12 protein-coding genes are annotated in these 13842 nt (G+C 67.8%); 4 read left to right on the top strand and 8 right to left on the bottom strand.

The genetic code is table 11. From position 1 onward, the window contains the following. Nucleotides 1-382 (top strand): hypothetical protein (locus PHA29_RS08990; RefSeq protein WP_270849262.1); only part of this gene is annotated, 382 nt, incomplete at its 5' end. A 171-nt stretch (nt 383-553) separates the two neighbouring features. Here the strand turns inward: PHA29_RS08990 and PHA29_RS08985 are convergent. From PHA29_RS08985 to PHA29_RS08975, 3 genes are all read right to left on the bottom strand, one after another. Next, nucleotides 554-889, bottom strand: coding sequence for a type II toxin-antitoxin system RelE/ParE family toxin (locus tag PHA29_RS08985; RefSeq protein WP_270849260.1), 336 nt, complete (start codon nt 887-889; stop codon nt 554-556). Beyond that, nucleotides 879-1148 (bottom strand): hypothetical protein, encoded by a 270-nt coding sequence (locus PHA29_RS08980; protein WP_270849258.1) that lies wholly within the window; start codon nt 1146-1148, stop codon nt 879-881. The genes PHA29_RS08985 and PHA29_RS08980 overlap by 11 nt, the downstream gene beginning before the upstream one ends. Before the next feature lie 616 nt (nt 1149-1764). Further along, a complete protein-coding gene (locus tag PHA29_RS08975) occupies nt 1765-2448 on the bottom strand; it encodes a DUF3800 domain-containing protein (protein WP_270849257.1) in 684 nt (227 codons plus the stop codon). Between the two features lie 187 nt (nt 2449-2635). Here PHA29_RS08975 and PHA29_RS08970 point away from each other — a divergent pair, with 187 nt between their 5' ends. From PHA29_RS08970 to brxL, 3 genes are read left to right on the top strand one after another with little or no spacing between them, the layout of a single operon-like run. Continuing rightward, nucleotides 2636-3610, top strand: a complete 975-nt coding sequence (locus PHA29_RS08970) for a BREX-1 system adenine-specific DNA-methyltransferase PglX (RefSeq protein ID WP_270849256.1) — start codon at nt 2636-2638, stop codon at nt 3608-3610. Nucleotides 3611-3622: 12 nt separating this feature from the next. Beyond that, a complete protein-coding gene (gene pglZ / locus PHA29_RS08965; protein ID WP_270849255.1) occupies nt 3623-6253 on the top strand; it encodes a BREX-1 system phosphatase PglZ type A in 2631 nt (876 codons plus the stop codon). A 2-nt stretch (nt 6254-6255) separates the two neighbouring features. Next, nucleotides 6256-8487, top strand: coding sequence for a BREX system Lon protease-like protein BrxL (brxL, locus tag PHA29_RS08960; RefSeq protein WP_270849253.1), 2232 nt, complete (start codon nt 6256-6258; stop codon nt 8485-8487). A 160-nt stretch (nt 8488-8647) separates the two neighbouring features. Here the strand turns inward: brxL and PHA29_RS08955 are convergent, their stop codons facing one another. From PHA29_RS08955 to PHA29_RS08935, 5 genes are all read right to left on the bottom strand, one after another. Next, nucleotides 8648-9604 (bottom strand): FHA domain-containing protein, encoded by a 957-nt coding sequence (locus tag PHA29_RS08955; protein ID WP_270849251.1) that lies wholly within the window; start codon nt 9602-9604, stop codon nt 8648-8650. Further along, entirely contained in the window at nt 9595-11475 is a 1881-nt protein-coding gene (locus tag PHA29_RS08950; RefSeq protein WP_270849250.1) for a protein kinase domain-containing protein, read from the bottom strand. The genes PHA29_RS08955 and PHA29_RS08950 overlap by 10 nt, the downstream gene beginning before the upstream one ends. Then, the gene (locus tag PHA29_RS08945) at nt 11472-12410 is read right to left on the bottom strand and encodes a hypothetical protein (protein WP_270849249.1); all 939 of its coding nucleotides are present in this window, start codon (nt 12408-12410) and stop codon (nt 11472-11474) included. The genes PHA29_RS08950 and PHA29_RS08945 overlap by 4 nt, the downstream gene beginning before the upstream one ends. 222 nt (nt 12411-12632) lie before the next feature. Continuing rightward, entirely contained in the window at nt 12633-13229 is a 597-nt protein-coding gene (gene recR, locus PHA29_RS08940) for a recombination mediator RecR (protein ID WP_270405377.1), read from the bottom strand. A gap of 102 nt (nt 13230-13331) precedes the next feature. After that, nucleotides 13332-13652: a YbaB/EbfC family nucleoid-associated protein gene (locus PHA29_RS08935; protein ID WP_270849248.1), complete on the bottom strand. Its 321-nt coding sequence runs from the start codon at nt 13650-13652 to the stop codon at nt 13332-13334. Nucleotides 13653-13842 lie beyond the last annotated feature (190 nt).

The raw sequence follows: 13842 nt of genomic DNA, 5'->3' as shown, positions 1-13842 counted from the left end.
GGTACTTGGATATCGAGGGCCCGAACATGCGCGAGTACTTCGCGAAGCAGAAAGAGAGCAAGGAGGAGTAGTCAGTACCATAAAAAACCGATTCGCGGTACCAGAATTTGCTGACTGCTGGTACCGCGAACGGTTACTACTCAAATTTGCCGTTCATACGGTAAAAAGCGGACTGGGTAAGACTGAAGCCCTCTTTTATTTCATCAGAAATGCCTTTGCCCATGGAGGATTTCGCATCTCAACCTACAAAGGAGAACGCTACTTTGCCCTGGAGAACCGAAAGGACGGCTCGATTAGGGGACGAGCTGTTATAAGAGAATCAACGTTGCTCGGTTGGATAAAACTAATTGGCGCTCTACGTGGCAAAAGAAAAGTCTTGTGACTTCAGATGTAATGCTCGTATTTAACAAATGGAACTCAAATGAAGAGAACGCTATTGCTAAACAGGAAAAGCCGGAGGTTTACGTCGGCCCTTTACGAATCCCTGCGAGCGGAAGCCCATCTTGCACATGCAATAGACAACCTCCAGCAGGCCGAAAGCGAGATTGCAAAGTCACGAACTTCTGTAGTCCTGCATAAGACGCGTGGACGCCTCCTGCCGCCCATGCAAAAACGAGAAGACGACAACCTCGAAGGCCTCCTCATCGACAAAGAAGAAGAGCTGGTAGTTTCCAACAGCCCTGCGATAAATCCTTCGTCCATAGCGCTCTGTCGCCATGGTGCTCAGCGGGTAAAATGTCGGATTGTTTTGCAGGGATTTAAGGGCAGCGTTATAGGTGTCGAGCAGGTTCGCAGCAGCACGCGGACTACAGAGGACCTCGGCGATATATCCCACAGAGCTCATCACGCTCTCATGGGCGCTATCAGTAACTCGAACCTTATAGCCCATATGCAGCTCGTATCTCTGCAAGAGACTCAAATGCATCCTTTGTTCTGCCCTGCTGTGCTTCCGCGTACCCCTTATCAAGGACGCGGAGCTGGTCTTCGGTTAACGGCTCCTCGCCATAATCGGAGGTGCGCATGATGACGAACTCGGGGGCGCCGATCTTTTCTGCCGTGAACGGGCCTTGCGCCTCAGCGTACTCGGCTTCCAGCCACGCCTTGAATTCCTGTGCTGCAACGGGAGACATATCGACCTCCTTTTCCATGGCCACATTCTACCTTGGAGCATCCCGATCCGTCTGCAGAGCGATAGCCAACATGCAAGATACGCGGACGATTGCTCGGATGCGTTCCAAGCTCTTGCATTTGGGAACCGCGTCGCGACGGGGAAACTTCTGCGCCGAACCGGTTATAATAAGGCCAGCGGCTGCCTGCGAGTCGTGTCTCAGGCAGCACCGTTCTGATTTGGGGGGAGTCGCCTATCGCCTAGCGACGGCGACTCCGGCTCCTCCTCTCACGAATGTAGCCCCGAACCGTGGCTATGAATACCGTCACTTCATTCAAAAGTTTGAGAGCCAGGAGCCCCAAACTCAGAATTCCGTACAACCAATCCATAGGCAGATCACCTCCCTTCAAAGGAGGCGGTGCTGCCGGTTCGCAGGACTTACACCGCTGACCTTTCTCTATTATAGCTGTTCAGAGGCCATATATCAAACATATGTTCGTGTTTTGACAACCCTGCGTCCGCAAGAATCCAGTGCAGTCGCGGAGCCACAATACATAACAAAAATGCCGGGGGACACCCCCCGGCGAAGAGACAGCCCTCCTTGTGTGGAGCGCTCCAATCATTCTAACGGAGAGCCGCAAGCAACGGTCCATAAACTACAACCGATGCTTCCGAAGCTTCTTCAAGAAGTCTCTCTCAAAACGCTTGCGCATGCCGAAAAACAGATTGCCAGTAGCCCCCGTCTCAGCGTTTGCGTATTTGATCGCTTCGAGTTCGAGCGTGCAGATGTAGTCGGCAACCTGAGAAAAACGGTATCGCGCCGGCGACGCATCGCGATAAACAATCGCCTCTTTGGACAGCGCGAACTCAACGGCATCATGCAGCGCTTGGGTAACCAAGGCCTGCCCGTTGTCGTAATAGACCTTAACCTCATCGAATTGCTGCAGATAATCAAGGTGATCAAGCAAGAAGACCGCGATGTCCCGCCTGATGCGCTTGATTGCGCCGCGTGGCGCCATCATGTTGGCATCAAGTTCAGACTTCTTATAGGAAAATGCCGCATACCTAAACGGGAGATACTGCAGAAAGACGCGGAACGCAGCGAGGTACTTCTTGCGTTCCTCAACATCCATCCCTTTGTATCCGTCGTTGCCGTTAAGCAGCGGCGAAAGATGGAGCGGAATATCCCTAAGCCCTTTTCTATTCAGAGCATTACGATAGTCCGCTTCGTATCGAGCAAATCCTTCGTTCTGCTCATGAAATACAAGAACTATGAGGTAGTACTTGGATTCCGTACCGGGATCGCCGGATTCGTCGACGAATATGGAGAGATCCTTCATAGCCCCCACGCCCCCAATAACAAAAATGCCGGGGGAAAACCCCCGGCTGTCGGAGGCCCTCCTTGTGGGGAAGACCGCCTTATTTATACCACGCGCCGGCTCGACCATTCAATTCTAGCAAAATACGAACACATGTTCTCCATCATAGATACGAACGTCTGTTCTCAATACGGAAAGGCGGCATAGCATGGCAACCCTCATCCGCGACAAGTACGAAGCGCACAAAGCGGAGGTCAACGCGCGCTTCGACCAGCTCCGCGCCAACGAGGAGGAGCTCAACCGCATCTTCGCGGAGATCTACGACATGGTGGGCGAGGTGCCCATCGCGGTCGAGGACAAGTACGTCTCGGTCGCGCGCATCTTCGACACGGCCGACGAGATCCCCGCCAGCTTCAAGGGCAACAACTACGTGCGCACCCGCCGTGACGAGATCGTCTCCCTCATCTCCTATGCCGTGGGCTGCATGTTCGGCCGCTACTCGCTCGACGTCGACGGCCTCGTGCTCGCCGACCAGGGAGATACCGTACGCGAATACCTCGCCCGCATGCCCGATCCCGAGCACGTGCGTTTCATGCCCGTGGCCGACAACGTGCTCGCCATCACGGACGGTGCGTACTTCGACAACGACGTCTGCGCCCTGTTCGAGCGCTTCCTCGTGGCGGCCTACGGCGCGGAGACCCTCGAGGAGAACCTGCGCTACGTGGCGGACGCCCTCTCCCCCGCCGGAAAGGGCACCCCGCGCGACATCGTCCGCGCGTACTTCCAGAAGGAGTTCTTCGCCGACCACTGCAGGACCTACAAGAAGCGCCCCATCTACTGGCTGCTCGACGCCGGCAGGAAAGGCAGCTTCCGCGCCCTCGTCTACCTGCACCGCTACCGGCCCGACCTCATGGCGCGCATCCGCACGGACTACGTGCTGCCCCTTCAGCAACGCTATGCGAGCATGCTCGACACCGTCCAGACCGAGCTGGACGCCGTCGAGGGGCGCCGCCGCGCCGCCCTCGTCAAGGAGCAGAAGCGCATCACCGACCAGGCCGCTGAGCTCGCGCGATACGAGGAGCAGATCCACCGCCTCGCCGACCAGATGATCGCCATCGACCTGGACGACGGCGTGAAGACCAACTACCCCAAGTTCGCCGACGCGCTCGCGAAGATCAAGTAAGGGGCCAAGTAGATGAGAACCACCGACATCAGATCCGAGCTGCAGCGCCTCTTCGACGCGCGCGACCCCGCTCGGGGCGGCACCGTGGTCATCTGGCACGACCCGGACGGGGAGTTCGCCGAGACCGTCGACGCGCTCGAGCTGCCCGGCATCGAGGTCGCGCACGAGCGGCCCGGCCGGCTCCTGGCGCTCAAGCGCGCCCTCAACGAGGACCTCTCCGGCAGGCGCATCCTGCTCTACCGCCGGCGCAGCCGCCGCCTGGACGGCGACTGGCTCGCCGATATCGAGGCGCGCTCGCCGTCGTTCGCCGCCGATTACGCCTCGGTCCAGCTGCGCGAGCTGGGAGCGGCGGACACGGCGGACATGCGCGCGGTGCTCCGCGCGCACAAGGCCTTCTTCGCCAAGAAGACCAACATCAAGAAGGTCTCCCGCCTCGCCGAGGGCTACGACGCGCCCGCACGCCTCGAGGTCGCCGTCATGGCTGCCGCCCTGGGTGCCGAGGAGGCGACCGCCCCGGCGGTGCTGCGCGCCTACCTCTCCGCCGCCGAGGCCGAGGGCGGCGCGGAGGCGCTCGGCGTGCTCGCGGCGGTCGGGGCCGCCGACTCGTTCAAGGCGGCGGTATCGGCGTGGACGGGCTTCGCGGGCGACGTGACCGACGTCATCGCGCTCGCCCAGCACGTGCTGGTGAGCGCGCTGGCGATGCAGCTGCCCCCCGACGCGCTCGGACCCCTCGCGCCCTGCTGCTCGGTGGAGCACGCGCCGTTCTGCCATGCGCTCGTCCAGGAATGGGCCCGCGGCCCGCAGCGCGGGGACCTGCTCGCGCTGTGCGGCGCCGTCGAGGAGAGCCTGGGGCTGGAGCGCGTCCTCGCAGACGTCGAGCTCTCCGCCCTCTCCCAGGCGGACACCTTCCCCTGCATCGACGCCATCATCCTCCGCCGCCTGTTCGCCGCGCTGTCCGCCGGCGCCGACGGGGTCGACGAGGCCCTGGCGCTCGCCGCGGCGCGCCGCGGCTCTGTGTGGTACGCGAACCTCCCGATGTTCTACGAGGGCGTGTCCGCCGCCGCCAGCATGCGTCGCTTCTTCCGCGACCACCGGCACGATCCCGCAGACGGCGGCCCCGCGCAGGTCTGGCGCGACTACACGCGCACGTGGTACCGGATGGACCGCTGGTACCGCGACCTGCACAGCGCCCTCGCGCGGGCGATCACCCGCGGCGAGTACGAGCTCGACGAGGACTTCCGCGACTGCTGCGCCGCGATGGAGGACCTCTACAAGAACTGGTACCTGCGCGGGCTCGCGCGCCGGTGGACCCATGCCTGCGCGGACGACTTCGCGCGCCTGGGGTACGCGGGCGGCGTCCCGCGCCAGGTCGACTTCGACATGGCCGAGGTCGAGCCCATGATGCGGACCAACAGGCGCGCCTGGGTCATCGTGTCGGACGCGCTGCGCTACGAGGTCGCGACCGAGCTCGCCGAGGCCCTGGAGCGCGAGACGCGCGGCGTGTGCGAGCTCGACGCCGTGCAGGCGGCCTTCCCCAGCATCACCAAATGCGGCATGACGGCGCTGCTGCCGGCGAGCTCCTTCACCATGGCCGAGGAACGCGAGGGCGGCAGGTCGGCGCTCGCGGTGTACGCCGACGGCGCCGAGGCGCCCACATGCGCCGCGCGGGAGGCGGCGATCCGCAGGCGCTACCCCGACGGCGCGGCCATCCGCTACGACGACTTCATCAACAACATGGACCGCGCCCAGCGCCTCGCGCGCGTGGGCGAGGCCCCGGTCGTCTACGTGTACCACAACACGATCGACGCCTACGGCGACAAGCCGGCGACCGAGCGCAAGGTGTTCACGGGGTGCCGCGAGGCGATCGAGGAGCTGGTCGCCTGCGTCCAGACCATCGTGCGCGACTTCAAGGCGGCACGCATCGTCCTCACGGCCGACCACGGCTTCCTCTACACCGCCGAGGCGCTCGCCGAATCCGAGCACGCCGCCGTATCGGACGTGCACGGCGCCGTCGTGGAGGCGGGGCGGCGCTACGTGGTCGCCCGCGGCCGTGCAACGTCCGACCCGTTCGTGAACGTGGCGCTCCCGGTGCCGGGCGCATCCGCGGACGAGGGGGACGACGGCGCCCTCACCGGCTTCGCGCCCCGCGAGTGCGTGCGCATCCGCATGGCGGGCGGCGGCGAGAACTACGTGCACGGCGGGATCTCCCTGCAGGAGCTCTGCGTGCCGGTGCTGCGCTTCACCAACAAGCGCGCCGGGACGCGCGGCTACGTGGAGAGCGCGCCCGTGGGCATCTCGCTCGTCTCGCAGATCGACGTGATCTCCAACACCCTGTTCAACCTCGAGTTCCTGCAGGACGAGCCGGCCAGCGGCAAGATGCTGCCGGCCACCTACGAGGTCTTCGTGGGCGACGCCGCGCGCACGCCCGTCTCGGACACCGTCCGCATCGTCGCCGACCGCGCCGACGAGGACGCCACGGCCCGCGTCTTCCGCGCGTCCATGAGCCTGAAGCCCGGTGTCCAGACCTCCGAGCGCGAGCAATACCACCTGTTCGCCCGCAACATCGGCACCGGCGAGGTCCGCTCCCTGCACGACCTGCGCATCCGCGTGTCCTTTGCCCCCTCGATCGACTTTGGATGGTGACCATGAACGCGTATCGCGACCACGACCCCGACAGCGCCGGCTCCCCGGCAGGCGGCGCCCCCGTCCCCGACGCCGCGGCGGCCCCCGTCCCCGCGGCCCCGGCATACGAGAAGGACGGCCTCGACCGCAAGATCATCGCCAGCTTCCCCGGCAAGATCGTGCGCAAGGACCTCACCGCCCTCATGAAGCGCGGCGCGGGCATCCCCACCTTCGTCCTCGAGTACCTGCTGGGCATGTACTGCGCGACCGACGACCCCGACGCACTCGAGGCGGGCCTCGCCCGCATCCGCAAGATCCTCGCCGAGAACTACGTGCGCACCGAGGAGAGCGAGGTCATCAAATCGCGCATCCGCGAGCTGGGCCAGTACACCATCATCGACAAGGTGAGCGCGTACCTGGACGAGCGCCGCGACATCTACGTGGCGAACCTCTCCAACCTGGCGATCGAGCCGTTCGTGATGCCCGACGAGTACGTGCGCCGCTACACCAAGATGCTCACCGGCGGCATCTGGTGCATCGCCCGCATCCAGTACCTGCGGCCCGAGGACATCGCCGCCGACCCGCTGTCCGACGTGTTCGGGGAGGACCCGGCGGCGACCATCAAGCCCAAGCCCTCCAAGAACGGCAAGGGGCCGGAGAACTCGCCCTTCCATATCGCGAGCCTCACGCCCATCCAGATGCCCAACCTCGATATCGACGAGCTGATCTCCCACCGCGCGGACTTCACTGCCGACGAATGGATCGCCCTCATCCTGCGCTCCGCCGGCTACGAGCCGAGCGCGCTCACCCCGCGCGAGCGCCTGCACTTCCTCACCCGCATGGTGCCGCTCGTGGAGCTCAACTACAACCTGTGCGAGCTGGGGCCGCGCGGCACGGGCAAGTCGCACATCTACACCGAGGTCTCACCGTACTCCTACCTCGTCTCGGGCGGTCAGATCACCACCGCCATGCTCTTCGCCAACAACACCGCGCGCACCGGCGGCATCGGGCTGGTGGGCCACTGGGACTGCATCGCCTTCGACGAGGTCGCCGGCATGCATTACAAGGACATGAACGCCATCCAGATTATGAAGGGCTACATGGCCAACGGCACCTTCGGGCGCGGGCGCGAGCTGTTCAACGCGGAGGCGTCCATGGTGTTCGAGGGCAACATCAACGACTCGGTCGCCAACATCCTCAAGACCACGCACCTGTTCGAGCCGTTCCCGCCCGAGTTCAACAACGACAGCGCCTTCTTCGACCGCATCCACTGCTACCTGCCCGGCTGGGAGGTGCCCAAGATGCGCTCCGAGCTGCTCACCGGGCGCTACAGCCTGATCACCGACTGCCTGTCGGAGTTCTGCCACGAGATGCGCCGGCGCGACTTCACGCATCACCTCGACCGCTACTTCCGCCTGAACGGCGACTTCAACCGGCGCGACGAGATCGGCGTGCGCAAGACGTTCTCCGGCCTGGCGAAGCTCGTCTTCCCCGACGGGAACATGGGCAAGGAGGACGTCCGGATGCTGCTCGAGTACGCGATCGAGGGGCGCCGCCGCGTCAAGGAGCAGCTGAAGATCATGGCGGGCATCGAGTTCATCGACGTAGGGCTGGGATACGCCGACGCCGAGAACCCCGCGGAATCCGTCGTCGTCCCCGTGCCCGAGCAGGCGGACGACACCCTGGTCCCCGATGCGCCGCTGCCCCCGGGGCACGTCTTCGCCATCGGCACGTCCGTGGGCGACGAGACCGCGGTCTACAAGCTCGAGAACAAGGCTATCGCCGGGGAGATGAAGTTCCGCACCGAGGGCGTCAGCTACAACAAGCCGGTGAACGACTCGCTGGACGCCGCGTTCCAGCAGTTCAGGCAGAACGCCGCGAGCGTCGCCACCGGCATGCGCGTCACCGCCAAGGACTACCTGCTGTACTGCAACGACATCCAGAGCAAGGGGCTGTCCAGCGAGCTGTCGCTCGCCGAGTTCATCGGGCTGTGCTCGGCCGCGGCGAACCGCCCCGTCATGCCGAGCCTGGTCATCCCGGGCATCCTGAGGATCTCGGGCACGCTCGACCCCATCTCCAACCTGGAGGACGTCATGCGCGTGGCCAAGAACGCCGGTGCGCGCCGCATCCTGCTGCCCATGAGCTCGGTCGCCGACCTGCAGGGCATCGCGCCCGAGCTCATCGAATCGGTGAGCGCCGAGTTCTACGAGACCGGCAACGCGGTCGCCGCCGCCCGCAAGGCGCTCGGCGTGTAAGGGGCCGGTCCGGACGAGGGCGCGGGGGCCGGGGGCCGCCTTCCGACGGGCCGTCCGACCGGGTCGGGCGGACGAGGGCGGCGGAGCCCCGGACGGCCGCGGCCCCCGTGCGGAGGAATCCCGGCGCCTGCTCGAACGGGGCGCCGGGCGCATCCGCCCCCTACGAGGGCGCGCCCTCGATCACCGCGAACGCCGTGCTCGCCCCGAGGCGCAGCTCGTCGCCGGGGTGCAGCTCGGCCTCCGCGCCGGGTTCCAGGCGCACGCGCGCGCCGTCCGACGCGCGCACCACCTCCGTGCCGTTCGTGGAGCCGAGGTCGCGCACCGTCCAGCATCCGCGCGCCGCATCCCGGCCGACCCGCGCATGCTCCGCGGAGACATCCGGGGCGACATCGGTCACGTCGCCGGCCCCGCAGGCGAGCGCGCCGATGCACGCGCCCTCGGACGCGGGGTCGATCCAATGCGGGGAGCCCGTGAGGTAGCCGCCCTCGACGCGCATGAGCCCCAGCGGGCGCACGGCGGACCCGTCGCCCCTCCCGGTATCGGGGGAGGCCTCGCAGGCGCCCGGCTCGGGTGTGCCCATGCGCCCGCCCAGGGTGCGCGCCACGTAGTCGGTGGCGTACGACACCGCGTGCCGGACGTCGCCCGAGCATCCGACCGCGACGAACAGCACCATGATCGCCTCGGCGCGCTCCCCGGTCGTGTAGCCGGTCCCGAGCCGGAACCTCGTCAGCGCGTTGCGGTACAGCCCGACGTCCTGATGGCAGGCGGCGAGCGCCGCGTCCATGCCCGCGCCCGCCTCGCCGCACACCAGGTCGATGACCTTCTCGTAGGTCATGGCGAAGCCGGCGCGCATGCGCAGCCTCCCGAGCACGCGCTGGGCGGCGAGCCCGTGGTCGCGGAAATAGCGCGGCTGCAGCGAGCCCGCCGGGGCGTGCACCACGAAATGCGACAGCCAGGTGCGGTCCGACGCCCGGCTCGCGGGGCTGCGGCCGTCGGACAGCGGCCGCTCGGACAGGATGAGCGACGCGAGCTCCTTATGGCTGATGCGACCGTAGCGCTTGCAGAAATCGAACAGCACGCCGCAGGGCGTCCGCTCCTCCGCGACCGTCAGCGGCATGTCCCGCCCCTTTCCGTCGTACCATCCACGGCGGCCGCGTCGACGACGGGCCGCCCCTCCTCCAGCGCGCGGCCTGAAGCCGGGGCCGCGGCGAGCCGGGCGCCCGAAGGGGACGCCGGCCCCTCCGGCAGCGCGCGGCCGGCCTCGGCCAGCGCCGCCGACACCACCGTCATGGCGTAATCCAGCACGATCGGGCACCAGCCGGCGGCGACCGCGGCGAACGCGGCGGCGTACAGCGCGGGCGCCCCCTGCGGGACCTCGAGCTCCATGCATCCGACCGTCGCCGCGAGCAGGGCGCCGACCCCCGCGAGCGCCGCGGTGCCGCGGACGAACCCGCCCCTCGTCCCCCGCATGCGCCTGCCCGCCGCGGCGCCGGCGCATGCGGGGGCCAGCAGCGCGACCGCGACCGCCGCCGCGGGCAGGCGCCCGTCCCAGCCCACCGGGCCGAGCTGCCAGCTCGCCCGCACGCCGTCCAGGACGACCGCCGTGGCGAGCGCGACGACCAGCAGCACGGCGAGCGAGACTGCCTTCCCCGCCGTGTACACCACGCGCCGCACCGCGAACGGCGAGGCGGAGGCGAGCCACGAGGCGCGGTCGGTGCAGGGGATCAGGCTCTCCCCGTGCAGGGCGCGCTCCACGTTCGCCGTGTAGTTGGCGCAGAAGGCCTCGAGCCCGTCGTGCATCGCCTCCGCGGTGGGGCGCGCCGCCTGACGGGGCGACAGGCAGGCCAGCAGCAGGTCGGCGAGCTGCCCGTCCACGAGCTCGAGCGCGCGCTGCAGCTCGCGCGAGCCGGGGTCGAGCGAGAGGTCGAGCGAGGCGCTCCCGGCGGCGAACGCCACCTCGGGCTCACCCACCAGCACCGATGCGATATCCGCGTCCACATCGTGGGCGGACGACGGGCGCCGCGCGGCGGTATCCGTCTTGATGCGGTAGGGGGAGGGTGCGTCCGCCGCCGCATCGTCCGCCGCGGAACCCGCCAGCTCGAACGGCAGGTCGCCGTCCAGAAGGCGGTACACCACGCCCGCCGCCGCGTAGACGTCGATGGACGGGGAGGACCGCAGCTGCCTGAGATGGCGGGCGTCCTCGGTGAGCATCTCGGGAGGGGCGTAGGCCGGCGTCGCGCGGCGCACGGTCGCCCCCGCGTCCGTGAGCGACGTCCCGCGCGCGGCCCCGGCGGGGGCCGTCGACCCGAAGTCGATCAGGCAGAGGTCGAAGGCTCCCTCGGCCGCCTGCCGCTCGAGCGGGAGGCGCGCCGTGCGCACCATGACGTTCGCGGGCGAGATGTCGCGGTGCACGAAGCCCTCGCCCACCAGCTCGAGGCGCATGAGGACGTCGAACAGGTCGCGGCCGATCCGGGCCGCCGTCAGGGGCGAGAGGCGCCCCCGCGCATCGACCGCCAGGATCTCGCGCGCCTGGTCGAGCGTCATGCCCTCGACCCACTCCATCACGATCGCCGGCTCGCCCGCGACCGTCCCGTATCCGTAGAGCCGCGGGAAGCCCTTGAACCCGGAGAGGGCGCGCTGGACCTCGTATTCCTCGCGGAACGCCGCGCAGCTGCGCTCCCGTCGGGCCGCATGGGCCTCCTCGTCCTTGCCGTCGGCCCGCTCCGGGGCGACGAGCGTCTTCAGGGCGTAGGTCTCCCCCAGCGCGTTGACGACGCGCACGACGCGTCCCAGGCCGCCGCGGCGCGCCGTGGCGTCGTCGGCGAACAGCGTGGCGAACCGCCGGCGGTAGGCCTCGAGCTCCCCCTCCGGCAGGCGGCAGGGCTCCTCGAACCCCTCGAGGCGCACGACGCGCAGCCCGGCGCGGAAACCGCGCTCCGGCAGCTCGCGGGCGCGCTCGAGGCCGCCCGTGTCCCCGGCCGCGCTCACAGCTCGAACCTGTCGGCCCAGTACCTGAACTCCGTCAGGTGCTTGTTCTCCCCATCGACCGTATCGCGGTACACGGGGGCCATGAACTCGTCGACGTGCGCCGAGGGGTCCTCGAACGAGACGTTGATCTCCCACGCCTCGGAGATGGTCCCCGAGTACTCCCCCAGGCAGCGGTACATGCCGGCGAGGTTGCCCCGCGCCTCGAGATAGGGGGTGTTCTGGATGTAGATGGGCAGGTTCAGCAGGGTGGAGTACTCGCTGAACAGGCGGCTTCCCAGCGCGTCGCAGGTGCGCTGGCGGGCGAGCCGCACGTCGAGGGACGGGTTCAGGCAGTCCTCGTTGAAGGCGCTCACGCACGCGTTGACCTCGGCGGCGTAGGACTCGATGAGCTGCGACTTGGCCAGCAGCGTATCGTAGATCTCCTGGACCTGCTCGGGGGTGGGGTCCGGGATATCTCCCTGGTCGCCCGAACCCGAACCAGAATCGGGCTCGGAGGGCGTATCCGGCTGCGAGGGCCCGGTCGAGCCGCCCCCGTCCTGCGACCCTCCCTGCTGGCCCTGGCCGCCCGCATCCCCCTGCGCATCGGAGGAGCCCGCCGCCCCCACGATGCCCTCGAGCGAGATGCCGCCCAGGGAGACGCCGCCCGCCCCGGCAGTCGGGGCCTCGGACGCCGCGGCGGCGCCGTCCTCCTGCTGCGCGGCGTCGGCGTCGGAGGTCGGGGCCCCCTTCGTCAGCCCGGCTATGATGGACGAGAACAGGCCCTCGGACATGCCGTCGCTGCGCGCGGCCACGAGCCCGGGAAGCGTGGCGGTGTAGACCGCCGCCCCGAACCCGAGCAGCGTGAACGAGAACGCGACCAGGGCGATCAGCGCGGACGGAAATGCCCCGCGCCTCATATGGCGGCGTACGCGCCGCAACGGTTTACCAGATGCCATCGGCCAATGCTCCACCCCGATTCCGCGAGACGCGGAAAGACCGTCCCGTACAGCACCCGACCGCCCGAAGGGCCCGACCGTCTCGGGCGGCGGGCATGCAGCCGAAAAGACCCCCTGGACCGCAGGGGGCCGGCTCCATTCCGCATGGTGCGGCGTATCGGCTGACCCGAACCGAATTGTATCCCAAGCGACCCCCGGGGGCAGCCGCCGTCGGCCGGGTCCCTACAGCGCGCGGCGCGCCTCGATCGCGCGGCCCAGCGTGAGCTCGTCGGCGTACTCCAGGTCGCCGCCCACCGGCAGGCCGCTCGCCAGCCGGCTCACCGTGATGCCGAGCGGCTTGATGGTGCGCGCCAGGTAGCTCGCCGTGGTCTCGCCCTCGATATCGGGGTTCGTGGCGACGATGACCTCCTCGGTCCCCTCCGAGCCGAGCCGCGCCAGCAGCTCGCGCACATGCAGCTGCTCCGGGCCGATCTTGTCGATGGGGCTGATGACCCCTCCGAGCACGTGGTACAGGCCGCGATAGCTCCCGGTCCGCTCGATCGCCGTGACGTCGCGCGGCTCGGAGACCACGCAGATGCGCGCCGTGTCGCGCGTCGGGTCCCGGCAGATGGCGCACTCGTCCTCGGTCGCGTAGTTGAAGCACCGGCTGCAGAAGTGCACCTGCTCCTTGACCGACAGGATGGCGTCGGCCAGGCGGCGGGCCTCCTCGATATCGGATTCCAGCAGATAGTACGCGATGCGCTGCGCCGACTTGGGCCCGATGCCCGGAAGCCGGCCCAGCTCGTCGAGGAGGATCTGCAAACTGCGGTCTGCGCTCATGCTCTCACCTGGATGGTCTGCCTCGGAAACGAATGAGGGCCGCATCGCGCCGGGGACGTGCCCCGCGACGATGCGGCCGCGACGACGGTCGTGGACGGCGCGCTAGAACGGCATCCCCGGGATGTTGAGCCCGCCGGTGATGGCGCCCATCTGCTTGTTCGCGATCTCGGTGATCTGGCGGATGCCCTCGTTGACCGCGGCAACGATCATGTCCTGCAGCATCTCGACGTCCTCGGGGTCGACCGCGTCGGGATCGATGGTGATGCTCTCGAGCTGCATGCCGCCGTTCACGGTGACCTTCACCATGCCGCCGCCCGCGCTCGCCTCGACGGTGGTCTGGGCGAGGTTGTCCTGCGCGACGGCGAGCTGCTCCTGCATCTTGCGCGCCTGCTTCATCATCTGCTGCATGTTCATGCCGGCCATGGCTTCTCCCATCGGTTGCCGTGCCGCCGCGGCGGCCTGTGATCGTTCCCCGGCATGGTACCATGCCGCGCCCGGCGGACGGGCCGGCGGGGCGCGACGACACCGCACCCCCGGATACGGTCCGGGACCGGGGCAGGGCCGCGGGGCGGGGCCGCGTTCGCCGGGGCGGCGCCGCGGGGCGGGGCGGGGC

Source organism: Candidatus Collinsella stercoripullorum (genome assembly GCF_027669965.1).
GTDB lineage: Bacteria > Actinomycetota > Coriobacteriia > Coriobacteriales > Coriobacteriaceae > Collinsella > Collinsella stercoripullorum.
Note: the sequence above shows the minus strand (reverse complement) of the source record. Positions and strands in the feature narration are given on the sequence as shown.